The 25,684-nt window shown below is 74.3% G+C and carries 26 protein-coding genes and 1 pseudogene; 9 read left to right on the top strand and 18 right to left on the bottom strand.

The window, feature by feature from the left end:
- Window positions 1–31: 31 nt before the first annotated feature.
- Window positions 32–883 (bottom strand): LysR family transcriptional regulator, encoded by an 852-nt coding sequence (locus tag ACIQUR_RS33165; protein WP_403672647.1) that lies wholly within the window; start codon window positions 881–883, stop codon window positions 32–34.
- Window positions 884–952: 69 nt separating this feature from the next.
- Between ACIQUR_RS33165 and ACIQUR_RS33160 the strand changes: the two genes are divergently transcribed.
- Entirely contained in the window at window positions 953–1,555 is a 603-nt protein-coding gene (locus ACIQUR_RS33160) for a short chain dehydrogenase (RefSeq protein ID WP_403672644.1), read from the top strand.
- A gap of 124 nt (window positions 1,556–1,679) precedes the next feature.
- Here ACIQUR_RS33160 and ACIQUR_RS33155 read toward each other — a convergent pair whose 3' ends face one another.
- On the bottom strand, window positions 1,680–2,555 hold the full coding sequence (locus tag ACIQUR_RS33155) for a glycoside hydrolase family 19 protein (protein ID WP_403672713.1): 876 nt from the start codon (window positions 2,553–2,555) through the stop codon (window positions 1,680–1,682).
- A gap of 426 nt (window positions 2,556–2,981) precedes the next feature.
- Between ACIQUR_RS33155 and ACIQUR_RS33150 the strand changes: the two genes are divergently transcribed.
- A complete protein-coding gene (locus tag ACIQUR_RS33150; RefSeq protein WP_403672641.1) occupies window positions 2,982–3,425 on the top strand; it encodes a subtilase-type protease inhibitor in 444 nt (147 codons plus the stop codon).
- A 140-nt stretch (window positions 3,426–3,565) separates the two neighbouring features.
- Here ACIQUR_RS33150 and ACIQUR_RS33145 read toward each other — a convergent pair whose 3' ends face one another.
- From ACIQUR_RS33145 to ACIQUR_RS33135, 3 genes are all read right to left on the bottom strand, one after another.
- Window positions 3,566–3,757, bottom strand: a complete 192-nt coding sequence (locus ACIQUR_RS33145; RefSeq protein WP_403672638.1) for a DUF6126 family protein — start codon at window positions 3,755–3,757, stop codon at window positions 3,566–3,568.
- 10 nt (window positions 3,758–3,767) lie between these two features.
- A complete protein-coding gene (locus tag ACIQUR_RS33140) occupies window positions 3,768–4,406 on the bottom strand; it encodes a helix-turn-helix domain-containing protein (RefSeq protein ID WP_403672635.1) in 639 nt (212 codons plus the stop codon).
- 67 nt (window positions 4,407–4,473) lie between these two features.
- Window positions 4,474–4,950 carry a MarR family winged helix-turn-helix transcriptional regulator gene (locus ACIQUR_RS33135; protein ID WP_403672633.1) on the bottom strand — a complete coding sequence of 159 codons (477 nt, stop codon included), beginning with the start codon at window positions 4,948–4,950 and terminating at the stop codon, window positions 4,474–4,476.
- Window positions 4,951–5,087: 137 nt separating this feature from the next.
- Here ACIQUR_RS33135 and ACIQUR_RS33130 point away from each other — a divergent pair, with 137 nt between their 5' ends.
- The gene (locus ACIQUR_RS33130; RefSeq protein ID WP_403672630.1) at window positions 5,088–5,498 is read left to right on the top strand and encodes an organic hydroperoxide resistance protein; all 411 of its coding nucleotides are present in this window, start codon (window positions 5,088–5,090) and stop codon (window positions 5,496–5,498) included.
- Window positions 5,499–5,589: 91 nt separating this feature from the next.
- Here ACIQUR_RS33130 and ACIQUR_RS33125 read toward each other — a convergent pair whose 3' ends face one another.
- Entirely contained in the window at window positions 5,590–6,489 is a 900-nt protein-coding gene (locus ACIQUR_RS33125) for a dihydrodipicolinate synthase family protein (protein ID WP_403672627.1), read from the bottom strand.
- Between the two features lie 71 nt (window positions 6,490–6,560).
- Here ACIQUR_RS33125 and ACIQUR_RS33120 point away from each other — a divergent pair, with 71 nt between their 5' ends.
- Window positions 6,561–7,499, top strand: coding sequence for a LysR family transcriptional regulator (locus tag ACIQUR_RS33120; protein ID WP_403672623.1), 939 nt, complete (start codon window positions 6,561–6,563; stop codon window positions 7,497–7,499).
- A 35-nt stretch (window positions 7,500–7,534) separates the two neighbouring features.
- Here ACIQUR_RS33120 and ACIQUR_RS33115 read toward each other — a convergent pair whose 3' ends face one another.
- Together ACIQUR_RS33115 and ACIQUR_RS33110 are read right to left on the bottom strand one after the other, a co-directional pair.
- Window positions 7,535–8,944: an FAD-binding oxidoreductase gene (locus ACIQUR_RS33115; protein WP_403672620.1), complete on the bottom strand. Its 1,410-nt coding sequence runs from the start codon at window positions 8,942–8,944 to the stop codon at window positions 7,535–7,537.
- A gap of 76 nt (window positions 8,945–9,020) precedes the next feature.
- Window positions 9,021–9,863 (bottom strand): ArsR/SmtB family transcription factor, encoded by an 843-nt coding sequence (locus ACIQUR_RS33110; protein WP_403672617.1) that lies wholly within the window; start codon window positions 9,861–9,863, stop codon window positions 9,021–9,023.
- 134 nt (window positions 9,864–9,997) lie between these two features.
- On the opposite strand from ACIQUR_RS33110, the pseudogene ACIQUR_RS33105 reads away from it, so the two are divergent.
- Window positions 9,998–10,594, top strand: a pseudogene (locus ACIQUR_RS33105) (carbonic anhydrase); the annotation flags it as partial.
- A gap of 99 nt (window positions 10,595–10,693) precedes the next feature.
- Here the strand turns inward: ACIQUR_RS33105 and ACIQUR_RS33100 are convergent.
- The 4 genes from ACIQUR_RS33100 to ACIQUR_RS33085 form a co-directional block, all read right to left on the bottom strand.
- Window positions 10,694–10,963: a hypothetical protein gene (locus ACIQUR_RS33100; RefSeq protein WP_399951157.1), complete on the bottom strand. Its 270-nt coding sequence runs from the start codon at window positions 10,961–10,963 to the stop codon at window positions 10,694–10,696.
- Window positions 10,960–11,310 (bottom strand): hypothetical protein, encoded by a 351-nt coding sequence (locus ACIQUR_RS33095; protein WP_403672614.1) that lies wholly within the window; start codon window positions 11,308–11,310, stop codon window positions 10,960–10,962. The genes ACIQUR_RS33100 and ACIQUR_RS33095 overlap by 4 nt, the downstream gene beginning before the upstream one ends.
- A gap of 188 nt (window positions 11,311–11,498) precedes the next feature.
- A complete protein-coding gene (locus tag ACIQUR_RS33090) occupies window positions 11,499–11,993 on the bottom strand; it encodes a peptidylprolyl isomerase (RefSeq protein ID WP_403672611.1) in 495 nt (164 codons plus the stop codon).
- Window positions 11,994–12,108: 115 nt separating this feature from the next.
- Window positions 12,109–13,173, bottom strand: coding sequence for an alkene reductase (locus tag ACIQUR_RS33085; RefSeq protein WP_403672609.1), 1,065 nt, complete (start codon window positions 13,171–13,173; stop codon window positions 12,109–12,111).
- A 120-nt stretch (window positions 13,174–13,293) separates the two neighbouring features.
- Here ACIQUR_RS33085 and ACIQUR_RS33080 point away from each other — a divergent pair, with 120 nt between their 5' ends.
- Together ACIQUR_RS33080 and cpt are read left to right on the top strand one after the other, a co-directional pair.
- Window positions 13,294–13,818: a MarR family winged helix-turn-helix transcriptional regulator gene (locus ACIQUR_RS33080; RefSeq protein WP_403672606.1), complete on the top strand. Its 525-nt coding sequence runs from the start codon at window positions 13,294–13,296 to the stop codon at window positions 13,816–13,818.
- 110 nt (window positions 13,819–13,928) lie between these two features.
- Entirely contained in the window at window positions 13,929–14,468 is a 540-nt protein-coding gene (cpt, locus tag ACIQUR_RS33075) for a chloramphenicol phosphotransferase CPT (protein WP_403672710.1), read from the top strand.
- Window positions 14,469–14,519: 51 nt separating this feature from the next.
- Here cpt and ACIQUR_RS33070 read toward each other — a convergent pair whose 3' ends face one another.
- The 6 genes from ACIQUR_RS33070 to ACIQUR_RS33045 all read right to left on the bottom strand — a co-directional run bounded on the left by ACIQUR_RS33070 (window position 14,520) and on the right by ACIQUR_RS33045 (window position 21,523).
- Entirely contained in the window at window positions 14,520–15,290 is a 771-nt protein-coding gene (locus tag ACIQUR_RS33070; RefSeq protein WP_403672604.1) for an alpha/beta fold hydrolase, read from the bottom strand.
- Window positions 15,291–15,416: 126 nt separating this feature from the next.
- Entirely contained in the window at window positions 15,417–16,097 is a 681-nt protein-coding gene (locus tag ACIQUR_RS33065; RefSeq protein WP_403672601.1) for an HAD family acid phosphatase, read from the bottom strand.
- 309 nt (window positions 16,098–16,406) lie between these two features.
- On the bottom strand, window positions 16,407–16,790 hold the full coding sequence (locus ACIQUR_RS33060) for a VOC family protein (RefSeq protein WP_403672599.1): 384 nt from the start codon (window positions 16,788–16,790) through the stop codon (window positions 16,407–16,409).
- A 6-nt stretch (window positions 16,791–16,796) separates the two neighbouring features.
- Entirely contained in the window at window positions 16,797–18,152 is a 1,356-nt protein-coding gene (locus ACIQUR_RS33055) for a cytochrome P450 (protein WP_403672596.1), read from the bottom strand.
- Between the two features lie 81 nt (window positions 18,153–18,233).
- Window positions 18,234–20,135: a helix-turn-helix domain-containing protein gene (locus ACIQUR_RS33050; RefSeq protein ID WP_403672593.1), complete on the bottom strand. Its 1,902-nt coding sequence runs from the start codon at window positions 20,133–20,135 to the stop codon at window positions 18,234–18,236.
- A 26-nt stretch (window positions 20,136–20,161) separates the two neighbouring features.
- The gene (locus tag ACIQUR_RS33045; RefSeq protein WP_403672590.1) at window positions 20,162–21,523 is read right to left on the bottom strand and encodes an MFS transporter; all 1,362 of its coding nucleotides are present in this window, start codon (window positions 21,521–21,523) and stop codon (window positions 20,162–20,164) included.
- Window positions 21,524–21,817: 294 nt separating this feature from the next.
- Here ACIQUR_RS33045 and ACIQUR_RS33040 point away from each other — a divergent pair, with 294 nt between their 5' ends.
- A complete protein-coding gene (locus tag ACIQUR_RS33040) occupies window positions 21,818–24,007 on the top strand; it encodes a TerD family protein (protein WP_403672587.1) in 2,190 nt (729 codons plus the stop codon).
- Window positions 24,008–24,266: 259 nt separating this feature from the next.
- The gene (locus ACIQUR_RS33035) at window positions 24,267–25,664 is read left to right on the top strand and encodes a DNRLRE domain-containing protein (RefSeq protein WP_403672585.1); all 1,398 of its coding nucleotides are present in this window, start codon (window positions 24,267–24,269) and stop codon (window positions 25,662–25,664) included.
- Window positions 25,665–25,684: the final 20 nt, after the last annotated feature.

Here is a 25,684-nt window from a genome sequence, read left to right as displayed (position 1 = left end):
TAGGCTGCCCGGTGCGGGCCGGACAACCGGTTTAGGGCGCGGCGGCGAGGGTCCGGCGGGCGTGGTCGCGGAACGCGGGGACGGCGGGGTGGGCGCCGGTGCGGGGCCAGGCGAGGTGGACGGTCACGGGCCCGGCGTCGGCGAGGGGGCGGTAGACGACGCCGGGGTGCGGGTGGCTGTGGCGGGTGGCGTCGGCGGTGACGCCCACGGCCTCGCCGGTGGCGATGGCGGTGAGCCATTCGTCGACGTTGGCGACCTCCAGGGCGGCGGGCGGGCCGGCGGGCCACAGCGCGTCGGTGGTGGCCGCGGTGGAGCACAGGACGACGGGGCGGGCGGCGAGGTCGGCGAGGGTGACCGCGGCCCGGCGGGCGAGGGGGTCGTCGGCGCAGAGGGCGGCGATCCGCGGCTCCTGGTAGAGGGCGACGGACGCGGTCTCCGGGTCGTCGGGGCGGACGCGGACGAAGGCGGCGTCGAGCTCTCCGCGGCGCAGGGCGGCGGCGGGGTCCTCGCCGCGGTGGACGCGGAGCGGGGTGGCGGGGTGGTCGCGGCGCCAGTCGCGCAGCAGGGGCACGGTGTGCTCGCCGAGGGCGGCCCAGGCGAAGCCGATCCGCAGGGGGCGGGAGCCGGCGGCGGCCTCGGTGAGGGCGTCGTCGAGCTGGTTGAGGATGCGGTGGGCGTGCTCGTGGAGGCGCAGGCCGGCCGGGGTGAGGTGCAGGCGGCGGGTCGTACGCTCCACGAGGGTGGTGCCGAGGCGGCTCTCCAGCTGTTCCAGGGTGCGCGAGAGGGCGGGCTGGCTGATGTGGAGGGCGGCCGCGGCGCCGGTGATGGTGCCCTCCTCGCCGATCGCCACGAGGGCCCGCAGGTGCCGCAGATCCACATTCATGACCGCCAAGCATAAATGCTGCGCGAGAGGCATTTCCCCCGTCCGTGGCGGCTCGCCTAGCGTCGGGGCATGCGAATCCTTCTGATCGGCGCGGGCGGCACGCTCGGCTCCGCCGTCCACCAGACCCTGTCCGGCCGCGGCCACGAGGTGGTCACCGTCGGGCGTTCCGGCGGCGACCTGCGGTACGACGTGACCGACCCGGCGCAGATCGCGGCGATGTACGCCGCGGCCGGCCCGCTGGACGCGGTGGCGAGCGCGGCGGGCGACGTCCCGTACCGGCCGGTGGCGGAGATGACCCCGGAGGACTGGACGGCGGCGTTCCGCGGCAAGGTGCTGGCCCAGCTGGAGTTGGTGCGGCAGGGGCTCGGCGTGGTGGCGCCGCGCGGTTCCTTCACGCTGATCACGGGGATCACGGCGCGCCGTCCGGTGCCGACCGCGACGGCGGCGGCGATGGCGAGCGGAGCGGTCGAGGCGTTCGTCCAGGCCGCCGCCCCGGAGATCGCGCCGCGGCGGATCAACGCGGTCAGTCCCACGGTGTTCACCGAGTCGCTGGACGCGTACGGGGACTTCTTCCCGGGCTTCGCGCCGGTGCCGCTGGCGGAGGTGGCCCAGGCGTACGTGCGGACGGTGGAGGGCACGGAGACGGGCCGGGTGCTCGAACTCGGCCAGTAGGTCCGGGGCGGCACCGGGGGCCGCGGGAGGGTACGCGGGGGTCCAGGGGCGCGTGGGGTGGGGCGCGTGGGGGCGGTGGGGGGCGGGCACCGCCGCCCCCACGCGGCTTTCGGGGCGGCGGCGGTCAGCAGCCGAGGTTGCCGCCGGGGTCCACGGCGAGGATGCCGGTGAACCGCCGGTAGGCGTCGATGCGGCTCTGGACCTGGGCGGGGTTGCCGCCGTTGCACTCCAGGGAGCCGTTGATGGAGCGGATGGTCTCGCCGAAGCCGGCGCCGTTGACCATGGCCGCGTGGGCGGTCATGGTGCCCGGGCCGTTCTGGGTGTTCCAGTACCAGAGGGCGGTCTTCCAGGCCACGGCGGCGTCCCGCTCGACGAGGTAGGGGTCGGCGAGCAGGTTGATGCCCAGTGCGTCGCCGGCCGCCTTGTAGTTGAAGTTCCAGCTGAGCTGGATGGGGCCGCGCCCGTAGTAGGCGGCCTGGCCCGCGGGGCAGCCGTAGGGCTGGGCGGCGTCGCAGTAGTGCGGGTAGTTGGCGGTGTTCTGCTCGACGACGTGGACCAGCCCGCCCGTCTCGTGGGAGACGTTGGCGAGGAAGGCGGCCGCCTCCCGGCGCTTGACGGTGTCGCTGCCGGTGTTGGCGAAGCCGGGGTAGGCGGCGAGGGCGGCCTTCAGGCCGGCGTACGTGTAGAAGGCGCTGCGGTTCGGGAACATCTGGTTGAACTGCGCCTCGGTGACGACGAATCCGGACGGGTCGACCGGCCCGGGGCCGGTCCCGCCGCCGTCGCCGCAGGCGCCCTGGTCGGCCCAGACGCCCCAGGTTCCGGTGGTGCCGGGCGTCTCGCCCTGGGTCCACCACTTGGCGCCCCAGTTGCGGCCGTTGTGGGAGACGGTGGCGCCGCCGGTGTAGACGGCGGAGGCGGCCCAGGGGGCGGCGCAGGGCGCGGCGGCGGACGCGGAGGCGGCGGGAAGGACGATCGCGAGGGAGGCTGCGGCCGCGGCGATGGCGGCGACGGTGGCGAGGGCGGGGCGGAACGGCGCTCGGGACACGTAACTGCTCCTTGCGTGGGGGGAGTTGCCGTGGGGGGCTGCCGCCCACTGAACCGAAATGGTCTGGACCTGTCAAGGTCTAGACCAGAAAGCGGAATCCCCCAACTCGCCCACAGGGCGGCCGAGTTGACGCCCTTCACCTTCCATTCAATGGCTCAAGGATTTATTCACCTTAAATTTGCTTGATCAACAATCGGGTACGGCTTTCTTCGGCCGATTCCTCCGATCGCATTCGCACTGGTCAGCGAGCTGGAACGAGCACAACCTGCACTCAAACGGTCACAACCAGCGACTGAAACCGATGGTGTGACCGGGCATCAGCCGCCGGGTTCGGCAAGACTCACGTCCGCAATCCGAATCCACACACAGGGAGTGTTCGAAATGCGGTCCATGACACGGGTCCTGGGGCTGGCTGCCACGACCACGGCGCTCACCGCCCTCACCGCGCTGAGCGGCGTCGCCCCCGCCGACGCCGCCCAGACCGGGGCGGCCCGCCTGTACGCGCCGTCCGCCCTGGTGCTCACCCTCGTCGACGGGGACGACGTCGAGGAGGGAACGGTCCTGCGCGCCGTGACGCTCAGCTGCATGCCCACCGCCACCGGCACCCACCCGGACCCGGCCGGCGCGTGTACCGAACTCCGCGCCTCCAACGCGGCGTTCGACATCCTCGCCGCGACGGGCTCGGGTGCCATGTGCACCCGCGAGTGGCGCCCGCTCACCGTGACGGCGGACGGCATCTGGGAAGGCACCCGGGTGTCCTTCCGGCACACCTTCGCGAACCGCTGCGCCCTTGAGCACAGCAGCGACGCGGTGTTCTCCTTCTGAGTCCGCCGGCCCGGCCCCCCGCGGGGGGCCGGGCCCGCCGTCCGTGTCCCCGTTCCGGCCTCCCCGCAGGGGTGGGGACGCCACGCGGCGGCCGGTGCGCAGTGCACCGGCCGCCGCGTTCGCGCGTTCGGGGCCGGGGATCAGGGGTTGGAGCGGGAGCCCAGCTCGAAGAGCAGGTAGAGGAAGGCCGCGAAGGCGTGTCCCGCGAAGAGGTAGGCGAACAGGCGGATGACGAGTCCGCGGGGGAACTTCGACTCGACCCGGTCCCCCGCGGGCGCACCGGCGGGCCCGGCGGCCTCCTGTGCCGCGGCGGCGGTGACGTGGTCCGGCATGGCGGTCTCCTCAGATCTTGGGCCGGGGCGTGCCGCCCAGGCACAGCCCGGCCAGGGCGCTCTGCAGCAGCGTGTGGACGAAGAGCAGGTCGGCGCCGCCCTGCTGGGCGGCGGCGATGCGATGGGGCGTCAGGGAGTCGAAGTGGGCGCTGTCGCCCGGCTCCAGGAGGTACTCGGTCTCGCCCAGGTGGAGGCGCAGCCGCCCGGTGAGCACGTACAGCCACTCCTCGCCGGGGTGGACGCGCACCAGCTCGCCCTGCGAGCGGCCGTACGGGACGTGCACCCGGAGCGCCTGCATGCCGCGGCCGGAGCCGCCCGCCTGCCAGTACGTCCAGCCGTCGGCCTCGCGGGCCCCCGCTCCCCCGCCCCGTACGATCGGGTCGGGAGCGGCCGGGGTCTCGCCCAGCAGTTCGGAGACCGTCGTACCGTAGGTACGGGCGAGCCCGAGCAGCATCGGCAGCGAGGGCTGGCGCTGGCCGGTCTCCAGCCGTGACAGGTGGGCCGGCGAGAGCCTGGCCCGGGCGGCCGCGGCCTCCAGGGTCAGCCCGGTACGGCGGCGCAGCTCGCGCAGCTGCGGGGCGACGGCCGGAAGGTCTTCGGCCGGCGTGGCAGGGCCCTGGCCTGGGCCCTCTTCGGGGGCGGGTTGCATGCCCCGATTGAGCCAGATTCTTGCCTGACCGGCAATCCCTCTTGCCTCTGGGGCAAACCACCCCGCCTCAGGCTTCGGACAGGGCCGCCGCGTCCAGGGCCGCGGTCAGCCGGTCCAGCCGTGCCTGGAGGTCTTGGATCTCCGCGAGCCCGTACCCGGTGGCCGCGGCGATCCGGCGGGGCACGGCCGCGGCCCGCTCCCGCAGCGCCGACCCGGCCTCGGTGAGGTGGGCGGAGACCGATCGCTCGTCCTCCGTGCTGCGCTCCCGGCGCACCAGGCCGGCCACCTCCAGCCGCTTGAGCAGGGGGGAGAGGGTGCCGGAGTCGAGGCGCAGGTGCCGGCCGAGGTCCTTGACGGGCATCGGGCCGCGCTCCCACAGCACGAGCATCACCAGGTACTGGGGGTAGGTGAGGTCGAGGTCCTTGAGGATCACCCGGTACAGCCCGCCGAAGGCGCGGGAGGCGGCGTTGAGCGAGAAGCAGATCTGCCCGTCCAGCCGGAGGAAGGCCTCGTCGGGAACGTTCTCGGTCCAGTGCTCGCTCATGTGGTCCAGCTTACCTCGGGAGCCATTCAGTTGTGTACAACTTAATTGTGTGCTCTATTAGTGAGACGGCCGGACAGGCCGCCGCTCCCCCGGCCACGACGGCCGGGGGGTGCCCACGCCACGAGAGGAAGCCCCTGATGGACGCGCTGTACACCGCCGTCGCCACCGCCAACGGCCGCGAGGGCCGCGCCGTCAGCTCCGACGGCCAGCTGGACCTGCCGCTCGCGATGCCCCCGGCGCTCGGCGGCAACGGCCAGGGGACCAACCCCGAGCAGCTCTTCGCGGCCGGTTACGCGGCCTGCTTCTCCAGCGCCCTGGGCCTGGTCGGCCGGCAGGCCAAGGTCGACACCAGCGAGGTGTCCGTCACCGCCGAGACCTCCATCGGCCAGGACGGCAACGGCTTCGGCCTCGCCGTGACCCTCCGCATCGAGCTGCCGGAGGCCCTGGAGGGCGAGACCGGCACCCTGCTGGTCAAGCAGGCCCACGAGGTGTGCCCCTACTCCAAGGCGACCCGCGGGAACATCCCCGTCGAGCTCGTCATCGAGTAGGGGGCACGGCCGGCGCCCCACGCGCCGGCCACCCCCTGCCCGCGGGCCCGCCGTCACCGACGAGCGGGCCCGCGCGGCGTCCGCCCGGCGCTCACGCCCCCAGCTCGGCCAGCTCCTTGAGCACGGCGTCCACCGACTCCGGCCGGGCCGGCAGCAACGGCAGCCGCACGTCCGCCGTCGGGATGCGGCCCTGGGCGTGCAGCACCCCCTTGACGACGGCCGGGTTGGGCTCGGCGAAGGCGGCGGCCGAGAGGCGGGCCAGCCGGTGGCCCAGCTCCCGGGCCCTCCCGGCCTCCCCCGCCCGCCAGGCGTCGGCCAGCTCCACGAAGCGGCCGGTGGCCAGGTGCGCGGAGGCGAGGACCGCGCCGGCCGCGCCGAGGGCCAGCAGCGGCGAGGTGAACACGTCGTCCCCGGCCAGGACGGCGAACCCGGCCGGCGGGTCGCCGAGCAGGTCCACCGTGTCCTGGTCGATGCCGCCCGCCGCGTACTTGACCCCCGCGACGCCCGGGATGCGGCCGAGCGCCCGCAGGGTCGCCGCGTCCAGCGGCCGGCCCGTGCGGTACGGGATGTGGTAGACCACCAGCGGCACCGGGCTCGCCGCGGCCAGCCGCGTGAAGTGGGCGACCACCCCCTCGGGCGAGGGCCGGGTGAAGGACGGCACGGTCACCAGGGCCGCCGCGAGCTCCGGCCACCGGGCCAGCCCGGCCAGCGCCCGCTCCGCGGACCGGGTGTCGGAACCGCCCGCGCCGACGGTCAGGGGGACCCCGCGCTCGCGGCAGACCCGGGCGCACAGGTCGACCACGGCCGACCGCTCGCCGTCGTCCAGGGCGGCCACCTCGCCCGTCGTGCCGAGGGCCACCAGCCCGGCGGCCCCCTCGTCGAGGACCGCGTGGGCCAGCGCCTCCAGCGGGCCGAGGGCGACCCCGCCGTCGGGCGCGAAGGGGGTGACGAGCGGTACGTGGATCCCCTGGGGGGAGAAGTCGAGTGCCATGTCCCGAGCCTCGCCCCGACCGAACGCTCAGGTCCAGTTCGCCTTTCTGAGGCAAAACGTAAGCTGTGCTGATGCTCGATGTACGCCGCCTGCGCCTGCTGCGCGAACTCTCCCTCCGCGGCACCATCGCCGCCGTCGCCGAGGCCCTCGCCTTCACCCCCTCGGCCGTCTCCCAGCAGCTCAGCGCCCTGGAGCGCGAGGCGGGGGTGCCCCTGCTGGAGCGGACCGGGCGCCGGGTGCGCCTCACCCCGGCCGGCGAGAACCTGGTGCGCCACGCCGAGGCGGTGCTGGAACGCCTGGAGCGGGCGGCCGCGGAGCTGGCCGAGGTCCGGCACGGGCCGGCGGGCCCGCTGCGGATCGGCGCGTTCCCCACCGCGACCCGGTCCATCGTGCCCGGCGCCCTGGCGGAGCTGGCCGTACGGCACCCGAACCTCGAACCGATGGTCTCGGAGATCGACCCTGCCGGGGTGGCGCACGCCCTGCGGGCCGGCGACCTGGACGTGGCGCTGATCCACGACTACGACTTCGTGCCGGCCCTGCGCGAGCCGGGCCTGGACACCGAGCCGCTGTGCGGCGAGTCCATGTACCTGGCCTGCCCGGCCACCCCCGCCGAGGCCGGCGCGGGGGCCGTGCCGGCGGAGGCCAGGCTGCGGCTGCTCGCGCGCTGGCGGGACGCGCCCTGGATCACCGCGACGCCGGGGACGCTGTGCGAGGCGATGACGGTACGGGCGTGCCAGGCGGCCGGGTTCTCGCCCCGGGTACGGCACCGGGTGGACGAGTTCGGCACCGTACTGGCCCTGGTGGCCGCGGGGCAGGGCGTCGCCGTCGTGCCGCAGCTCGGGGTGGCGGACCCGCCGGCCGGTGTGGCGCTGGCCCGGCTGCCGGTGCGGCGCCGCACGAAGGTCGCGTACCGCAGCGGCGGGGCGGCGCACCCGGGGGTGGCGGCGGTGACGCGGGCGTTGCGGGCCGCCGTGCCGGCGGGGCTGGAGTCCGGGGACGGCGAGCCGTAGCGGGAGGGCGCTCGGAGGGAGCCGGGCGGGAGCCGTCAGGCGGCGGCCGGGGGGATGTTCTGGTTGAGGTGGAAGAGGTTGTCGGGGTCGTAGTGGGCCTTGAGGCGGCGCAGCCGGTCGTACTTCTGCGGCCCGTAGGCCTGGCGGACCCGGTCCTCGCCCTCGTTCATCAGGAAGTTGACGTAGACGCCGGTCTGGTGCGGGGCCAGTGCGGACCAGAACTCCCGGGTCCACTCCCGCTCCTCCTCGAAGCCCTCGGCGTCCTCGGTGATGGCGTTGAGGTTGACGGTGTGGCCGGCCGACCGGCCGGTGAAGGCCGTCTCGTCGTCGCCGGTCCGGGCGACGGCCCCGCCGAGCTGGAAGATCGGGAAGCTGGTGAACGGGGAGCGGATGCGGGCGGCGTGCTCGGCGACCACGTCGATGACCTCGTCGGTCAGCCGGGCCACGTCCATGGCCTTGAAGTAGTACCGGCGGCCGTGCGGGAAGGAGGGGTCGAACATCGCCTGGTGGGCGGTGAAGGGCTTGGGCACGCAGAGGTCCAGCAGGGGTTCCCGGGCGCGCAGCGGCCGCAGGACGCGCTCGCCCTCCTCGACCGGTCCGATGTGGCAGCAGACGACCATGACGACGGGCGCCCCGTGCAGTTCGGGCGGGATGAAGGGCAGGGGCGGGGCCTTGCGGTGCATGACGACGGTGGTCAGCGCGTCCGGCACGTCGGTGATCCAGTCGCGGTAGAAGCGCAGCAGGGACGCCGACCGCTCCATGGGCCAGATCAGCGGGCCGGCGAGCACCTCGGGGCCGACGGGGTTGAGCCGGAAGGTGAACTCGGTGACCACGCCGAAGTTCCCGCCGCCCCCGCGCAGGCCCCAGAACAGCTCGGCGTTCCGGTTCTCGTCCGCGGTGACCAGGCTGCCGTCGGCCGTGACCAGGTCGGCCGAGAGCAGCTGGTCGACGGTCAGCCCGTAGGCGCGCATCAGCCAGCCGATGCCGCCGCCGAGGGTGAGCCCGGCCAGGCCGGTGTGGGTGACCACTCCGGCCGGTACGGCGAGGCCGAACGCCTGGGTCTCGTGGTCGAGTTCGCCGAGGAGTACGCCGGCCTGGGCGCGGGCGGTGCGCTGCTCGGGGTCGACGCGGATGCCGCGCATCGGGGAGAGGTCGACGACGATGCCGTCGTCGCACACGGAGTGCCCGGGAAAGCTGTGGCCGCCGCCGCGGACCGCGACGGGGAGTCCAGCGGAGGCGGCGAAGCGGACGGCGGTGATCACGTCGGCGACCCCGGCGCAGCGGGCGATGAGGGCGGGGCGGCGGTCGACCGCGCCGTTCCAGATCCTGCGGTCCGTCTCGTAGGACGGGTCGCCGGGGCGGACGAGCGGGCCCCGGAACTCCTTGGCGAGGGTGTCGTACGCCTCGTCGATGACCTGGGCCGCCGTACCGCTGTCCGTGCTCATGGCCGCGCCTCGCACACCCGATGGGAAGAGCCCTTCCCAGCATGACACAGCGGGTCCGCCGGCGGCCCGCGGGCGGTCAGGCGGCGGGCTCGGGCAGGGGCTCGCCGGTCTCCAGCAGGGTCTTGAGGCTGGAGAGCAGTGCGGGCCAGCCCTCGCGGATCATGGTGAGGCCGGTGGCGCCGGGCTCCCAGCCGTCGTGGACCACGGTGAGCCGGACGGTCTCGCCCTGCGGTTCGAGGGTGAAGGCGACCCGGGAGCGGCGCTCGTCGGCGAGCCGGGCGCGGAGCTCCTCGGAGACGCCGACGGCGGCGGCCCACTCGGGCGTGAAGGTGTGCCAGGTGTAGGCGAGGCGGCGGTGGGGGTCGGCCTCCAGGACGACCTGGGCGGGGTCGTCGATGCGGGCGCCGTTCTGCTCCCAGAGCATGGGGGAGCCGGGGTTCCAGTCGGTCTCGAAGGCCAGGCCCCAGTAGCGGCGGGTGAAGGCGGGGGAGGTCAGGGCCTCCCAGAGCCGCTCGGGGGTGGTCCTGATGTGGGTGGTGTAGACGAAGGCGTCGGCGCCGGGGGCGGCGCCTGCGGTGGTCGCGGTGCCGGCGGGGGTGTGGGCGTCCACGGCGGGTTCCTCCAAGGCTCTCTTGAGGTCCGCGAGCGCGCGCACCCGCTCGCGGTCGTACTGACGGATCCAGCGTTCGGCGACGGCGTTGATCGGCTCGGCGTTGAGGTGGTGCAGCTTCTCCCGGCCGTGCCGGACGGCGGTGACCAGGCCCGCGTCCTCCAGCACGGCGAGGTGCTTGCTCACGGACTGGCGCGTCATGTCCAGGCCTGCGCACAGCTCGCGCAGGGTCTGGCCGTTCCGCTCGTTCAGCCGGTCCAGCAGGGCGCGCCTGCTGGGGTCCGCCAGCGCCTTGAAGACCTCGTCCATCTCCGCCCCTCCCATAGGCAACCATGGGGTTGCCTGTCCACTATAGGCAGCCAAATAGTTGCATGTCCAGCGGGTGGACGGGGAAGGCGGCGGCCTGACCCTCGGGGCGCTGCCGGCGGCGGCCGCGCCGGCTCTCGGGTCCCCGCCCCGGCACCCCCGGCGAGGCCCTGCGCGAGCTGGCCGCCGGAAACCATCGCCGGCGTGCGAACCGGCAGCGCCACCCGCACGAGTCACCCGTGGTACGCCGCCAACTGGTCCTCGGCCAGGACCCGTTCGCCGTCGTGCTGGGCTGCGTCGACTCCCGGGTGCCCCCGGAGCTGGTCTTCGACCAGGGGCTGGGCGACCTGCTGACCGTACGCTCGGCCGGCGAGGTGCTCGACGAGGCGGTGCTCGGCAGCGTCGCGTACGGGGCGCTGGAACTGGAGGTCCCGCTGGTGCCGGTGCTCGGGCACCAGTCCTGCGGGGCCGTGAAGGCCGCCGTGCACGCCGACGAGACCGGCGAGCGGCTGCCGGCGCACATCCAGTACCCGGCCGACCAGATCCGGCCGGCCATCGACCGCTCGCGGCAGGGCGAGGCGCGGGTCGACGCGACGATCACGGCGAACGCACGGCGGGTCCGCGACCGGCTCCGGGGCGAGCCGGACCTGGCGGAGCGGATCGCGGCGGGGAGGCTCGCGGTGGTCGGCGCCCGCCACGAGCTGCGCGACCAGGCCGTACGCCTCGTCCCGTAGGCCCCGTCTTTCGGATCGGGCCCGGGCGCGGGCGTCGCCGGGCGACCGCGGGCCGCCCGGCGGCCCCTGCGCGCGGGCCCCTGCACACGGGCCGCGCGCTCAGGGGCCGCTGATGATCCAGATGATCGCCACGGTACGGGTGTCCGAGATCACCCGGTACAGCACGGTGACCAGGCGGCCGGTGTCGGTGGCGGGGCCGGCCAGCACGCGCCGGAGTTCGGCGCTGGCGACGGGTTCGGCGGCGCTGTCCGCGCGCGGGTCGTCGGCCAGCCCCTTGAGCGCGCGGTAGAGCGCCTGGCGTTCGCCCGGGGTGAGTTCGGCGACCTCGCGGTTGAGCCGCTCCGGCAGGAGGATGTGCCAGTCGCTCAACGGCCCCCCTCACCGAAGCCGGGCCCGTCGAAGCCCGCGCCGTCGAACTGCGCGAAGAACTCGTCCAGGCCGCTGGCCTTCTCGCTGCCCTCCAGCGACGCGCCGATGGCCTCCGCCACCTCCGGCCGGGCCCGGAGCGCCCAGACGTGCCGGTACTCGGTGAGCACCAGCGGGACCTCGTCCAGCCGCGCGGCACCGAGCCGCGCGTCGAAGGCGGTCAGGTCGGCCGGGGAGACGACGGCGAGCGCGGCCCGCAGTTCGGCGATGCTCTGCGGCCCCTCCCCCGCGGCGAGGCGGTACGGATCGCCCAGGGTGCGGGTGGGGGTCTCGTGGGGCAGGGCGCTCATATGGGGTCCTCCGTCCGTCCTACCCCACGGTACGCGCCCGTTCCCTCACCGGGGAGGGCGCCGACTGGGGTTCCGTACCAGGGTTCCTACCCGCTTCCGCACCCGGCCGGAACGCGCGGCGGCCCTCCGCCCGGAGGTTTCCGGAGGAGGGCCTGCACGCGTGGTGCGGTGTCCCGGCGGGGGAACGACTACTCGACGATGCCGGACTTGGCGATCGTGACCTTCGCGGCGAGGCGGCCGCTGCCGGAGCCGAGGCCCTCGATCTTCTTCACGAGGTCCATGCCCTCGACGACCTCACCGAAGACGACGTGCTTGCCGTCGAGCCAGTCGGTGACGATCGTGGTGATGAAGAACTGCGAGCCGTTGGTGTTGCGGCCGGCGTTGGCCATGGACAGCAGGCCCGGGCGGTCGTGCTTCTTGTCGAAGTTCTCGTCGGCGAACTTCTCGCCGTAGATGCTCTTGCCGCCGGTGCCGTTGCCGGCGGTGAAGTCACCGCCCTGGAGCATGAAGTTGGGGATGACGCGGTGGAACGAGGAGCCCTCGTAGCCGAAGCCGTGCTGACCGGTGGCCAGCTCACGGAAGTTCTGGGCCGTCTTGGGGACGACCTCGTCGTACAGCTCGAAGACGATCCGGCCCGCCGGCTCGTCGTTGATGGTGATGTCGAAGAAGACGTTGTTGCTCATGGGGCCATCCTCACATCTTCCCCGCGCAGGATTCACGTCGGGCCGCCATTCGGCTGATTCCCCGGCCCGCCGCGCCCCGCGGGCGGGGCGCGGCGGGCACGGGGCGCGCGGGTCCTCAGAGCGCGGGGTAGTCCGTGTAGCCGCGGGCGTCGCCGCCGAAGAAGGTCGCGGCGTCCGCGGCGTTGTACGGGCCGCCCGCGCGCAGCCGCTCCGGCAGGTCGGGGTTGGCCAGGAAGAGCTGCCCGAAGGAGATGACGTCGGCCAGTCCCTCCTCGACCAGGGACAGCGCCCGGTGGTCGGTCGGGCCCTCGGTGGCGGGGTTCAGGACGAACACCCCGGGGAACTCGGCGCGCAGGGCCCGCGTCACCTCGCGGCTCTCCGGGGAGGTCTCCAGGACGTGGAGGTAGGCCAGGCCCAGCGGGGCGAGCTGCTTGAGGAGGAGCAGGTAGGTGTCGCGCGGCTCCGGCTCGTCGATGTCGTTGTAGACGTTGCCCGGCGAGAGGCGCAGGGCGGTGCGCTCCGGGCCGATCTCGGCCGCGACGGCCTTGACGGCCTCGGCCGCGAAGCGGATCCGGTTCTCGGGCGTACCGCCCCACTCGTCGGTGCGGAGGTTGGTGCCGGGGGCGAGGAACTGGTGGATGAGGTAGCCGTTGGCGCCGTGGAGTTCGACGCCGTCGAAGCCCGCGTCGACCGCGTTGCGGGCGGCGGCCGCGAAGTCGGCGATGGTGGCCCGTACCTCGTCGGACGTCAGCTCGCGCGGGGTGACGAAGTCCTTGGGGCCCTCGTGCGTGTACACCTGCCCCTGCGCGGTGACGGGCGAGGCGCCGACGGGGGTGAGGCCGTCCGGCAGCAGGTCCGGGTGGCCGATCCGGCCGGTGTGCATGATCTGGGCGAAGATCCGGCCGCCGCGGGCGTGCACGGCCGCGGTCACCCGGCGCCAGCCGGCGATCTGCTCGGCGGTGTGCAGGCCCGGGGTGTCCGGGTAGCCCTGGCCCACGGCGGAGGGCTGGATGCCCTCCGTGACGATCAGGCCGGCGGAGGCGCGCTGGGCGTAGTACTCGGCGGTCAGCTCGCCGGGTACGCCGTTCTCGCCGGCGCGGCTGCGGGTCATCGGGGCCATGGCGATGCGGTTGGCGAGCCGGACGCCGGACAGGTCGATGGGGTCGAAAGCGGTGGTCATGAGTCGCCTCGCAGAAAGATAATGGGTCGACCAAGTAATGCCGTCGGGAGCCACTGTAACCCATTCATTGGCCGACCAAGGTAAAATGTGGGAGCGAGTCCGAACCGCCAGGGAGCGATCATGAAAACCGCCGCCGACACCGGCGCCACCTCCGGCTGTACCGCGGCGCCCGGCGCCGAACTGGAGGGGCCCGTCAGCCATGCCGTGAGCCGGGTGGCCCGGCTGCACCGCACGGTGGCGGGCAGGCTGCTGAAGGAACTCGGGCTCTACCCCGGCCAGGAGTTCGTGATGATGCACCTCTGGGACAACGGACCGGTGCGCCAGTCGGAGCTCATCAGGGCCGTGGGCCTCGACCCGTCCACGGTCACCAAGATGCTCCAGCGCCTGGAGCAGGCCGGGCACGTGCGGCGGATGCCGGACCCGGCGGACCGGCGCGCGGCGCTGGTGGAGGCCACCCAGGCCAGCTGCGGACTGCTCCAGGAGGTGCGCGACGCGTGGCGGCGGCTGGAGGAACTCACCCTGCGCGGCCTGGACGAGGCCGAACGCGCCGAGTTCCTGCGGCTGTTGAACAAGGTGGAGGGCGGCCTGTGTGCGGAGGCGGCGGAGGGCGCCGCGTGCCCGGGGGCGGCCGGGGAGCAGCGGTGAGGGGTGGGGGTCGGGAGGGACGAGGGGCCCGGCCCGGGAACGGCGAGAGGCCCCGGGAAAACCGGCGGCGCCGGGCCTCCGACAGCTCCTAGGCTGACCGGATGACCCAGGTGATCGTACTCAACGGCAGTTCCAGCTCCGGGAAGTCGGGCATCGCCCGCTGCCTCCAGGCCGTGCTCCCCGACCCCTGGCTGGCCATCGGGGTGGACACCCTGATCGACACCCTGCCGGCGGCGATGCGCGAGGGCGGCCTCGGCATCGGCTTCGGGGAGGACGGCGAGGTCAGCGTCGGGGCGGGCTTCCGCGACCTGGAGCAGGCCTGGAACACCGGTGTCGCCGCGATGGCCCGCGCCGGAGCACGGATCGTCGTGGACGACGTGTTCCTCGGCGGTGCCGCGTCGCAGGCGCGCCTGCACGACGCCCTGGACGGGCTGGACGTGCTGTGGGTGGGCGTGCACTGCGACCCGGAGGTCCTCGCCGCCCGCGAGATCGCGCGCGGCGACCGCGCCCCCGGCATGGCCGCCACGCAGCACCCCCTCGTCCACCGGGGCGTCACCTACGACGTGGAGGTGGACACCACCCGGACCGAGGCCCTGGACTGCGCCCGGACCATCGCGGCCCGTGTCACCGGGCCCCCGGCGACCAGCTGACCGGCTGACTGGCTGACCGGCCGGGATCCCCGCCCGAGACGGGGCGCCGCGTCAGGCGGGCCGGGCGAGGGCGGCCGCCGTGGCCGCCGCCATGCCGTCGGGGTTGTCCAGCATGATGTTGTGCCCGCAGTCCGCCACCGGGACCACGGCGACCCCGGCCGCGGCCAGGGCGTCGGCCCCGTCCGGGGCGCCGTCGGCCTCGGGGTGGAGGAAGGTGCGCGGTACGTCGAGGCCCGTCAGCAGCTCCCGCATCGTGGGCCGGCTGCCGCCGGCCAGCCGTACGGCGCTGCGGTACAGGGCGGTGCGCCCCGCCAGCCGCATGGTGGACCACCAGTGGTCGCCGGCCCGGTCGCGGACCTCGGCCCAGCCGCCGGCCAGGAACTCCTCCTCGGTGTACGAGGCGATGCCGCTGCTCCCGGCTGCGCCGGGGACGGGCGGCAGCGGGTCGAGGTTCGCGTCGGCCAGCACCAGGCGGGAGACCAGGCGCGGGTGCCTGGCGGCCAGGACGATGGCCACCGCGCCGCCCATGCTGTGCCCGACCACCTCGGCGTCCGCCACTCCGGCCGCGGCCAGGGCGGCGGCCACCGCGTCGGCGTGGTCCTCCAGCGCGTAGCCGAACCCGGCCGGGCGGTCGCTCAGCCCGTGGCCCATCAGGTCGACCAGCAGGGACCGGTGGCCGGCGAGCAGCGGGTGGTGCGCGATCTCGTTGAAGTACGCGGAGGTCGCGCCCAGTCCGTGCAGCCAGACCCGGACCGGCGCGCGGCCGGGGAACTCGGTCCAGCGGATCAGATCGCCCTCGGGGGTCACGGGAGTCGAGCGCACGGCCTGCCTTTCGCAGTGGACGGGCAGGCCATCCCAGCGCCCGCGGCCGGCTCCGTCAACCGGGTTTCGCCGTCCGGATTCCGGTGCGCGGCCGGGGCGCCGGGCCCCGCGGGCCCGTGCGGCGCGTCAGGAGAGCTTGCCGTCGTAGTCCGGGAGCTTGAAGGTCCGCTCGGCGTGGCCGCCGACCAGGTCGCCGGGCTTGTTCCCGATGTTGGCGATGATCGTGTAGCCGCGGGCCTCGATCTCGGCGCGCTTGGCGGTCTTGTAGGTGCTGACCTCCTCGAACAGGTCCGGCAGGTCCCGCACGTACAGGCCGGTGACCGGGTAGCCCACGGTCTTCAGGTTGTAGAGCGTGGGCGCGTGGACGATGCCGGGGCGGGCGGTCACGAAGAAGACGGCGGCACCGCGGGAGTGGGCGTACGCGACCAGGTCGCGCACCCGGGAGATGGCCGGGGTGGGCCAGGTCCAGAAGTAGTGGAAGTCCGTCTCCAGCGAGGAGTTGTCGATGTCGAGGACGATCGCCGGCTTCTCGCCCGCCGGGGAGGCGTCGAGGCGCTGCTGCACGTACGGGCGGGCGACGTCGACGACGGCGCCGACGTCGCGGAGCCAGGCGTTGTAGTCGATGCCGAGGATGGCCGCGTTGCCGCCGGGGGCACTGGCGAGCGGTGCGGCGGCGGCCACGGCCGGGGTCCTGGCGGGGGCCGGGGCGGCCTGGACGGGGGTGGCCGAGGCGATCAGGGCGGCGGCAGCGGCTGCCGCGGTGGCGGCGACGGCGGTCGTGCGGGCTCTCAACATGGCCTTGGGCATGGGGGGGTTGCTCCTTGGACGCGACGGCGGCCTGGCGGGGCCACCGCTGGACATGGCATGTTCACGCCCAAGATGGACCGGGCGCGCCCCCATGTCTACTGGTCAGTAGGAAATTGCCGGTGTCCGCCGCGTGAACCGGTGACCGCCCCGGCTCGCCGTCCGTTCAGCATTCCGTCCCACCGTCACCACCCGTGCAGGGTAGGGGCGTTCGCGACGCCGGGCGCCGTACGGGCCACGGTCGGTCCGCACGGGCCCCCCGCCCGTCGGTGGTGCGCCGGCACCGGCCCGTACCCGCCGCCGACCGCCCCCTCAGGGCCGGTACCGCAGCGGATGGTCCTCGGGCACCTCGACCACCGCGATCCGCACCCCGTCCGGGTCGGTGATCCACATCTCCACGAGCCCCCACGGCTCCCGCAGCGGGGGCCGCAGCACCTCGACGTCCCGGGCGCGCAGCTCCTCGTACGCGGCGGCGCAGTCGGCGACCTGGAGCCAGAGCCGCAGACCCGGCGCCGGGCCCTCGGCGGACCGCCCCGACACCTCCAGGAAGCCGCCGCCCAGGAAGTACACCGTGCCCCGCTCCTCGCCGGTGCCGAACTCGCGGTACACGGCGAGGCCGAGCGCCCCGCCGTAGAAGGCGCGGCTGCGGGCGGGGTCACGGGGCGTCAGCAGGATCCGGCTGCTCAGTACGTGCATGCGTCCTCAGCGTAGTGAGCGCAGCCGGGCGGTGACGGGAGCCCGGGGCACCAGGGTGAGTCCGGTGAACGGGCGGCCGACCGGGACCTCGGGTTCGATCCGGAACCGCCGGGCCAGCACGGCCAGCAGCAGCACCGCCTCCACCATCGCGAAGCGCGCGCCGAGGCAGGCGCGGGGGCCGCCGCCGAAGGGGAACCAGGCGCGTTCGTCGGCCTGGTCCTCACTGCCCGGCGTCCAGCGCTCGGGGCGGAAGGCGTCCGGGTCGGGGAACCAGCGCGCGTCCCGGTGCACCGACCACTGGCTGCACCAGACCGAGGTGTCCGCCGGCACCGGCCGGCCGCCGAGGGTGGCCCCCTCCCCCGCGATCGCCGTGATCAGCCAGATCGGCGGGTAGAGCCGCAGCGCCTCCTTGACCACCTGCCGGGTCCACGGGAGCCGTGCGTAGTCGTCGTGGCCGGGCAGCCGGTCGCCCAGCACCTCCGCCAGCTCCTCCTCCAGCCGCTCGCGCGCGGCGGGGTTCCGGGCGAGCAGCTGCCAGGTCCAGGTCAGCGTGGTGGAGGTGGTCTCGTGGCCGCCGATGTAGAGGGTGATGGACTCGTCGCGCAGCTCCTTCTCGGTGAGCGGCAGCCCCTGTTCGTCACGGGCCGCGAGGAGCCGGCTGAGCAGGTCCTCGCGCTCCTCGCCGGCCGCCGCGGCGGCCCGGTGGGCCGCGATCACGCGGGCGATCTCCTCGTCGAGCTGCGCCACCGCGGCGCGCATCCGGCGCCGGCCCGGGGTGGGGACCCAGGGCGGCAGGAAGACGGTGACGCCGCGGAGCTCGGCGCCGAGTTCGCGCTGGGCCACGGCCATCGCGCCGCCGATGGCCTCCTCGCGGCCGCCGGTCTCGGTGCCGAAGAGGGTGCGGACCGCGATGCGCTGGGTGAGGGCCGCCATCTCCTTCTGGACGTCGATCCGCGCCCCGTCGCGCCAGCCGCGGGCCACCGCGTCGGCGCAGTCGATCATCGTGGCGGCGTACGCCTTGACCTGGCGGGGCCGCACGGCGGGCTGCACCAGCGCCCGCTTGCGCCGCCAGTCGGCACCGGTGCTGAGCACCACGCCCTCGCCGAGCAGGTGGCGGAAGGCCCAGCCCAGCTCGGGGGGCCGGAAGGTGTCCTCGACCGCGCCCATCAGCTCCACGACGTGCTCCGGCCGGGACACCAGCAGGTTGCGCTGCGGTCCGAGGGCCCACGGGACCCAGTCGCCGTGCCGGTCGCGCAGGTCCTCGAAGAAGCCCAGCGGATCCCGCGCGAACGCCGGCAGGTTCCCCAACACCGGCCAGCCGCGCGGCCCTTGCCCCGTCCCGCTCACCACAGTCCCCGTCATGCGCGGCATGCTGCCACCCCGCCCCGGCGGACACCAGGGTGCGGACCGGCGGTGATCCGCAGCGGGGCCGGGGCCGCCGCGTCAGCCCCGGGAGAGGTGGTGCAGGCGGAGGGCGAGCTGCGTCTCCAGGGCCCGGGCCGGGCTGTTCCAGTCCTTGCCCAGGAGCCGGGCCACGCGGTCCAGGCGCTGGGTGACGGTGTTGATGTGCACGTGCAGGTGGTCCTTGGCGCGGGTGAGGCTGCCGCCCTGCTGGTAGTACGCGTCCAGGGTGCGCAGGAGTTCGGTGCCGCGGCTGCGGTCGTACGCGATGACGGGGCCCAGGACCCGCTCGACGTACCCGGTGAGGTCGGTGCGGTCGCCGAGGAGCACGCCGACGAACCCGAGGTCGGCCAGCGCCGCGCCGTCCCCGGTGCGGCCGAGGGTGTGCAGGGCCGTCAGGCAGCGGGTGGCCTCGGCGTAGGCGGTGGGGAAGTCCCGGGGGCCGGCGGCCGGTCCGGCCGAGCCGACCGTGACGGGGGTGCCGGTGGCCCGGCCCAGATCGGCGGCGAGGGTGGCGGCGAGCGGGCCGGGCTCGGTGCCGGGGACGACCAGGACGGCGTGGCCGCCGTGCGGGCCGGCCAGCCCGCCCAGGGCACGGGCATGCCGGGCCGCCTCGGTGGCCAGCCGGGAGCGGGCCTCCGGGGCGCAGTGGGCCAGCAGCACGCTGTGCGGCCGGGTGGTGTCGACGCCGAGCCGGCCTGCCCGCAGCGCGAGGCTGGAGACCTGCCGGGCGCCGGCGTCGGGGGCCAGGGTGAGCAGGTCGTCGAGGAGTTCGCCGCGCACCCGGTCCTCGGCCTCGGCGACGGAGCGCCGCATCAGCAGCAGCAGTGCGGTGACCAGGCCGGCCCGCTCGAAGAGCCGCCGGTCGGTGTCGGGCAGCTCCGCCCGCCCCGACAGGGCGATGGAGCCCAGCAGTTCGGGTCCGGCGAGCACGGCGCACACCCACACGCCGTCGACGGCCACGGCCCGGCCGGCCGCCCGGGAGGCGGCCACGCCGGCGGGCGGGGGTGCGGCCGCCGCCGGCCCGGTACGGGCCAGCTCGCTGCCGTCGGCGTCGTGCACGACCAGGGCACCCCCCAGGACCGCCGCGGTCTCCCGGGCCACGTCGCCGGCCTCGCCGCCGCGCAGCACCAGGTCGGTGAGCCGGTCGTGGGTGTCGGCGGCCCGGCTGATGGCCTGGTTGGCGGCGCCCAGCGAGACCAGCGCGCCGCGGGTCTCCTCCAGCAGCCGGGCGCCGTCGATGGCGATGGCCGCGTGGTCGGCGAGGGAGCCGAGCAGGGCGATGGCGTCCTGGGTGAACTCGCGTACCGTCCGGTCGGCGGCGAACAGCACCCCGATCACCCGGGTGCCCAGGCGCAGCGGGACGCCGAGGATGCCGCGCAGCCCCTCCTCCGCGACGCCGGTGTCGATGGCGGCCACGTGCCGGAAGCGGGTGTCGGTGCGGTAGTCGGTGCTCGCGTACGGGCGGGCGGTCTGCGCGACGAGGCCGCCGAGCCCGTCGCCCATGTTGAGCCGGAGCTGCTGGAAGGCGGCGGATACGGAGCCCTCGGTGACCCGCATGTACGTGTCCCCGGCGGCCGGGTCGTGCAGGGTCAGGTACGCGACGTCCGCGCGCAGCAGCGTACGGGCCCGCCGCACGATGGCGCGGAGCACGGCGTCCAGGTCGCGCAGCCCGGCCAGGTCCCCCGCGGTGTCGAAGAGGGCCTCCAGCTCGGCCTCGCGGCGGCGGTGCTGGCCGAGGGTGCGGTGGATGCCGCGGGCGGCGTCGGTGGCCCCGGCGATGAACGCCAGCTCCTCCGGGGTGGCCCCGGCGGCGCGGGCCGCCTCGGCCACCCTGCCGAGTTCCTCGGCCGTACCGCCCTGGGCGAGCAGGTCGAGCAGCAGCCGGGCCGCGTGGGCGGCCCGGCCGCCGCCGGCGGGGGCTTCGTGCTGAGAGCTGTGCATGGTCCGGATGGTAGGACGCCCGGCCGTCAGACCCGCTCGGCGGCCGGGGCGGAGACCGGTGCGGCACCGGCGTCGGCGAGCGCCCGGCCCCTGGTCTCGCGGGCCAGGACCACGGTGAGGGTGGTGACCAGGGCGGCGAGGCAGAGGTAGACGGAGACCGGGGTGGCGGAGCCGTAGTCCTTCAGCAGCTCGACGGCGATGATCGGGGCGAGCGCCCCGGCGACGATCGAGGCCAGCTGCGAGCCGATCGAGGCGCCCGAGTAGCGCACCCGGGTGTCGAACAGCTCGGTGACGAAGGCGGCCTGGGGCCCGTACATCGCGCCGTGCAGCAGCAGGCCCGCGGTCACGGCGAGCGCGATGACCGGGAACGACTCGGTGTCGAGCAGCGCGAAGAAGGCGAAGGCCCATGCCGCCATGCCCACGGAGCCGATCAGGATGACCGGGCGGCGGCCGATCCGGTCGGAGAGCGCGCCCCAGGCGGGGATCGTGACGAAGTGGACGGCGGAGCCGATGAGGACGGAGTTGAGCGCGGCGCTCTTGGGCAGGCCGAGGTGGACGGTGACGTACACGAGGAGGAAGGAGGTCAGCACGTAGTACGAGATGTTCTCGCCGAACCGGGCACCGATGGCGGTGAGCACCTCGCGCCAGGACTTCCGGAAGACCTGGACTACGGGCGCCCGGTCCTTGACGCCCCCGGCCGCGGCGGCCTCGGCCCGGGCCTGCGCCTCCAGGAAGAGCGGTGACTCGGCGACCGAGAGCCGGATCCACAGGCCGACGACCACCAGCAGACCGGAGAGCAGGAACGGTATCCGCCAGCCCCAGGCGAGGAACGCCTCCTCGGACTGGACGGCGGCGAGGAGCGCGAGCACGCCGGTGGCGAGCAGGTTGCCGCCGGGCGCGCCGGCCTGCGGCCAGGAGGCCCAGAACCCGCGGTTCCGGTCCCCGCCGTGCTCGGCCACGATGAGGACGGCGCCGCCCCACTCGCCGCCGAGGGCGAACCCCTGCACCAGCCGCAGCACGGTGAGCAGCACGGGCGCGGCGGAGCCGATGGTGGCGTGGGTGGGCAGCAGCCCCATGGCGAACGTCGAGCCGCCCATCAGCAGCAGGCTGATCACCAGCAGCTTCTTGCGCCCGAGCCGGTCCCCGAAGTGGCCGAAGACGATCCCGCCGAGCGGCCGCGCGAGGAAGCCGATGGCATAGGTGACGAAGGCGATGAGGGTGCCGGTGAGCGGGTCGGCGGCGGGGAAGAAGAGGGTGTTGAACACCAGCGCGGCGGCGGAGCCGTAGAGGAAGAAGTCGTACCACTCGATGGTGGTCCCGATCAGGCTGGCACCGACGATGCGCCTGATGGAGCCGGGGGGTGTTGCAGCGGTTGCCTTGGCGGCCATAGTCACCACTTCCGAGCGGGTTCCGGGGGGACGAGTCGTGTCGCCACACCGTAGAAGCGCCCGGCCCACCCGCGTATGTGGCGGACCCCCACAGTTGAACCCCCCAGCACCCCCACAACCACCACACCGAGCTCCGCCGAGCTGGCCGAAAAGCACCCTCCCGCCCCATGGATGCGGACAGTTACGGTTCACTCACTGGCCACAAACGTGTGTCACGTCACAGCACCAACCGATCGACTGGACACGGCTGCCCGGAAGCCGACGCCGGCGGCCGCGGGTCCGGGGGGACTCCACATGCACGAAATGCCCAAGGGGGCCAACGTCGCGCTCTCCGCACTCACCGAGCAGCCGGGCGCGGTGGTCGCCGGCCTCAGTTGGAGCAGCGCCTCGGGAGACGGCGACGCGGACGTCTCGGTGATCCTGCTCGACGAGAACGGCAAGGTCCGCGACGACGGCGACTTCTACTTCTACAACCAGCCCGCGGCGAAGGACGGCAGCGTCCAACTGCTCGGCAAGGTCCCCACCCCCGACGGCAGCGAGGACCGCATCAGTCTCGACCTCACGGCCGTCGCGCCGGACGTGGCACGCATCGTCGTGGCGGCCAGCCGGTACGGCGGTGCCCGCTTCGGCGACCTGGCCGACCTCCGGCTGACGCTCTCCGACGGGTCGGGCGAGGCGCTCCTCGGCTTCTCGATCCCGGACGCGGGTGCCGAGACGGCGTTCATCTTCGGAGAGCTCTACCGGCGCGCCGCGGAATGGAAGTTCCGGGCCGTGGGCCAGGGCTACGACTCCGGACTCGCCGGGCTCGCCACCGACTTCGGCATCGCGGTCGTCGACGACGAGGAGGAGGCGGATGCGGCTGAGGCCGCGGACGGGGCAGGCTCCGGGGACGGTTCGGCCGGGTCCTCCGCAAGCCCCGGGACCGCTTCGTCCGGGGCCGGCGGGCCGGGCACCGGCGGTGGGCCCGTCATCGGCACGGCCGTCGTCGCCGCGGGAGTCGTCGGCGCCGGCGCGGCCCTCGCGGGCGCCGGCAGCGCGGGGGCGGTCGCCTCGGGTGCTGCCGTCGCCGGTGCGGCCGTGGTCGGCGCGGCCGTCGCCGCTCCCGGTGGGCCGGACGCTCCCCTGGTTCCCGCCCAGGCGGGGCCCGGCGACTCGACCGCTCCGGCCCGCCCCCGGGCCGTCCGCACGGCCAAGAAGAAGATCACCGTCCCGCGGGCCGCCAAGAAGTCCCTGGCGGAGAACGAGTCATGGAGGCCCGCCCGCCTGTTCCCCCTGCCGCACACCAAGAGCGACCGGGAACGTGAGGCCCGGGCCACGTCCGTCCTGCTGTCCGTCATGGCCGAGGTACCCGAGTTCGGACGTCGGCTCACCGCCGGTTTCGGCGCCCCCGCCGGCCGCATGCAGACGTTCACCGAGGTCTCCCTGCCGCACGGCGAGTCTCCCCGCAGGCCGGACGGCGTGATCCGGGTGGAGCGGGCCGGCAAGCTGTGGACGGCACTCGTGGAGACGAAGACCAACGGCAACCCGCTCAAGGACGAGCAGGTCCAGGACTACATGGACATCGCCGCCCGGCGCGGCTACGAAGCGGTGATCACGCTCTCCAACGACGTCGCGCTCGAGGGCAGTCCCCTCGTCACCGTGAAGCTCGACGGCCGGCGCAAGCACAAGGTCGGGCTCTGGCACCTCTCATGGGCGGAGGTCGCACAGCACGCGCAGTTGCTCATCCGGCACGAGGGCGTGGGCAACGCCGCCCACGCCTGGCTGCTGCAGGAGCTGCTGCACTACCTGCACCATGAGAACTCCGGCTGCCACGGTTTCCAGAACATGGGCCCGTCCTGGGTTCCGGTGCGCACCGGCATCGAGACCGAGACGCTGTCCGCCGGCGACCCGCGCGCCGCCGAGGTGGTGGAGAGCTGGGAGCGCCTGGTCCGCCAGCTGTGCCTACGGCTCGGCGGAGAGCTCGGCCAGAAGGCACTGCCGGTACAGCGGGCGCGCCGGGGCGGCGACCCGCAGGCGCGCCGGGCGGAGGCAGCGGACACGCTGTGCTTCGAGGGCCGGCTGTCGGCCGAGATCCGGGTGGACGGCTCACCCGGGATCCTGGGGCTGACCGCCGATCTTCGGACCGGCAAGCTCCGTACGTCCATGGACGTGCCGGCGCCGGAGGGCGGCTACCCCCTCACGACCGCGAAGCGGCTCGTCCGGGTCCTGGCCGAGGCCCCGGCCGACCTGCACGTGGAGACACTGGTCGAGGCCAACAACGGTCCGCGCGGCACCCTGGAACGGTTGCGGCCGGAACCGGGCGACCTGCTCCCCCGGGACGGCGCACCGATCACCGGCTTCCGCCTCTCGCTGTTCAAGGGGATGGGCGGGGCGCGGGGGAACACCGAGTCGGGCTTCATCAGGAGCGTCGGCGAGTCGGTCGACCGCTTCTACACGACGGTGGTCGTCCACCTCGCCCAGCTGCAAAGGCGGAGCCGGGCCTGACCCGAGTGAGAGCCTGCCGCGGGCCGCCCCGGGACAGGCTCCGATGGGTGGGTGGGTGGGACGGGGCAGGGTTCGGTGACGGCCTGCCGACGGGAGCGCGAGGGGACGGGCCGGGCGGCGGGGCTGAGGCCGCCCGTGGCCGGATCGGGTCTTGTGGGGTTCATCCGGTGGCCACCGGGTCAACTCCGTTGGAACATCTGGGCGATTCACTGGGCATCTACCTTCCGTGTCGCTCCCGTCCCCCACCGAAAGGTTCGGCATGCCCAGTCGGAAGGCCACCACAGCGGCCCTCGTCGGCACCGTCGCCTCGGCCGCCCTGGCCGCCACCGCCCTCACCGCCTTCGCCCCCTCGGCGGCGGCGGCCGGCACCACCTTCACCGCCACCGCCGACGCCTCCGTCGACAGCCTGAACGCCGGCACCAACTACGGCACCGCCCAGCAGCTCGGCGTCGACAACAGCCCGGTCAAGCAGACCCTGCTCCGGTTCGACGTCTCCGGCATCACCCAGCCGGTCACCCGCGCCACGCTCCGCGTCCACGTCGACGACGTCTCCGGTGCCGAGAGCAGCAGCGGCGGAACGTTCCGCGCGATGTCGAACACCAGCTGGTCCGAGACCTCCGTGACGTACAACAACAGGCCGTCCATCAGCGGCGCCACCCTCGGGACCCTGGGCGCGGTCGCCCGCAACACCTGGTACGAGGTCGACGTCACCTCGTACGTCACCGGCAACGGCACCTTCGGCATCGGCGTCACCTCGTCGAGCAGCAACGGCGCGGACTACGACTCCCGCGAGACCGGCACCACCGCACCGCAGCTGGTGGTCGAGACCGGCAGCACGCCCACGCCCAGCCCCAGCACCACCCCGCCCACCGGCGACCCGGTGCTCGTCGGGGCCGGTGACATCGCCACCACGGGCTCCGGCGACAGCGTGACGGCGAACCTGCTGGACAACATATCCGGCACCGTCTTCACCACCGGCGACAACGCCTACCCGAACGGCACCGCCTCGGACTTCTCCACCTACTACGAGCCGACGTGGGGCCGGCACAAGGCCCGCACCCGTCCGGTCCCGGGCAACCACGACTACCACACCTCCGGCGCCTCGGGATACTTCGGCTACTTCGGCGCCAACGCCGGTCCCTCGGGCCGCGGTTACTACTCGTACGACCTGGGCGCCTGGCACGTGGTCGCCCTCAACTCCGAGGTCTCCATGAGCGCGGGCTCCGCCCAGGAGCAGTGGCTGCGCGCCGACCTCGCCGCGAGCACCAAGCAGTGCACGGTGGCCCTCTGGCACAAGCCGCGCTGGACGTCGAGTTCCAGCCATGCCGGCGACCCCTCGACGGGCCCGCTGGTCCAGGCGCTGTACGACCACAACGCCGAGGTCATCCTGACCGGCCACAACCACCAGTACGAGCGCTTCGCCCCGCAGGACCCGAGCGGCCGGCTGGACACCGCGCGCGGCCTGCGCCAGTTCGTCGCCGGCATGGGCGGCGCGAGCCTCTACGGCTTCGGCACCATCCAGCCCAACAGCGAGGCCCGCAACAACGACACCTTCGGCGTCCTGAAGCTGACCCTGCACGCCAACAGCTACGACTGGCAGTTCGTCCCGCAGGCCGGCAAGACCTACAACGACAGCGGCTCCGGCACCTGCCACTGACGCACCCGCTCCGGCCGGAT

Origin of the sequence: Streptomyces sp. NPDC101132, assembly GCF_044759225.1 — a bacterium.
Taxonomy (GTDB): Bacteria; Actinomycetota; Actinomycetes; order Streptomycetales; family Streptomycetaceae; genus Streptomyces.
This window is presented reverse-complemented; position numbering and strand designations above follow the sequence as displayed.

Bases quoted from the DNA above. Each gene is read 5' to 3' on its own strand.
- ACIQUR_RS33165 (WP_403672647.1), bottom strand. From the start codon at position 883: ATGAATGTGGATCTGCGGCACCTGCGGGCCCTCGTGGCGATCGGCGAG.
- ACIQUR_RS33160 (WP_403672644.1), top strand. From the start codon at position 953: ATGCGAATCCTTCTGATCGGCGCGGGCGGCACGCTCGGCTCCGCCGTC.
- ACIQUR_RS33150 (WP_403672641.1), top strand. From the start codon at position 2,982: ATGCGGTCCATGACACGGGTCCTGGGGCTGGCTGCCACGACCACGGCG.
- ACIQUR_RS33145 (WP_403672638.1), bottom strand. From the start codon at position 3,757: ATGCCGGACCACGTCACCGCCGCCGCGGCACAGGAGGCCGCCGGGCCC.
- ACIQUR_RS33140 (WP_403672635.1), bottom strand. From the start codon at position 4,406: ATGCAACCCGCCCCCGAAGAGGGCCCAGGCCAGGGCCCTGCCACGCCG.
- ACIQUR_RS33135 (WP_403672633.1), bottom strand. From the start codon at position 4,950: ATGAGCGAGCACTGGACCGAGAACGTTCCCGACGAGGCCTTCCTCCGG.
- ACIQUR_RS33130 (WP_403672630.1), top strand. From the start codon at position 5,088: ATGGACGCGCTGTACACCGCCGTCGCCACCGCCAACGGCCGCGAGGGC.
- ACIQUR_RS33125 (WP_403672627.1), bottom strand. From the start codon at position 6,489: ATGGCACTCGACTTCTCCCCCCAGGGGATCCACGTACCGCTCGTCACC.
- ACIQUR_RS33120 (WP_403672623.1), top strand. From the start codon at position 6,561: ATGCTCGATGTACGCCGCCTGCGCCTGCTGCGCGAACTCTCCCTCCGC.
- ACIQUR_RS33115 (WP_403672620.1), bottom strand. From the start codon at position 8,944: ATGAGCACGGACAGCGGTACGGCGGCCCAGGTCATCGACGAGGCGTAC.
- ACIQUR_RS33110 (WP_403672617.1), bottom strand. From the start codon at position 9,863: ATGGACGAGGTCTTCAAGGCGCTGGCGGACCCCAGCAGGCGCGCCCTG.
- ACIQUR_RS33095 (WP_403672614.1), bottom strand. From the start codon at position 11,310: ATGAGCGCCCTGCCCCACGAGACCCCCACCCGCACCCTGGGCGATCCG.
- ACIQUR_RS33090 (WP_403672611.1), bottom strand. From the start codon at position 11,993: ATGAGCAACAACGTCTTCTTCGACATCACCATCAACGACGAGCCGGCG.
- ACIQUR_RS33085 (WP_403672609.1), bottom strand. From the start codon at position 13,173: ATGACCACCGCTTTCGACCCCATCGACCTGTCCGGCGTCCGGCTCGCC.
- ACIQUR_RS33080 (WP_403672606.1), top strand. From the start codon at position 13,294: ATGAAAACCGCCGCCGACACCGGCGCCACCTCCGGCTGTACCGCGGCG.
- ACIQUR_RS33065 (WP_403672601.1), bottom strand. From the start codon at position 16,097: ATGCCCAAGGCCATGTTGAGAGCCCGCACGACCGCCGTCGCCGCCACC.
- ACIQUR_RS33060 (WP_403672599.1), bottom strand. From the start codon at position 16,790: ATGCACGTACTGAGCAGCCGGATCCTGCTGACGCCCCGTGACCCCGCC.
- ACIQUR_RS33055 (WP_403672596.1), bottom strand. From the start codon at position 18,152: ATGACGGGGACTGTGGTGAGCGGGACGGGGCAAGGGCCGCGCGGCTGG.
- ACIQUR_RS33050 (WP_403672593.1), bottom strand. From the start codon at position 20,135: ATGCACAGCTCTCAGCACGAAGCCCCCGCCGGCGGCGGCCGGGCCGCC.
- ACIQUR_RS33045 (WP_403672590.1), bottom strand. From the start codon at position 21,523: ATGGCCGCCAAGGCAACCGCTGCAACACCCCCCGGCTCCATCAGGCGC.
- ACIQUR_RS33040 (WP_403672587.1), top strand. From the start codon at position 21,818: ATGCACGAAATGCCCAAGGGGGCCAACGTCGCGCTCTCCGCACTCACC.
- ACIQUR_RS33035 (WP_403672585.1), top strand. From the start codon at position 24,267: ATGCCCAGTCGGAAGGCCACCACAGCGGCCCTCGTCGGCACCGTCGCC.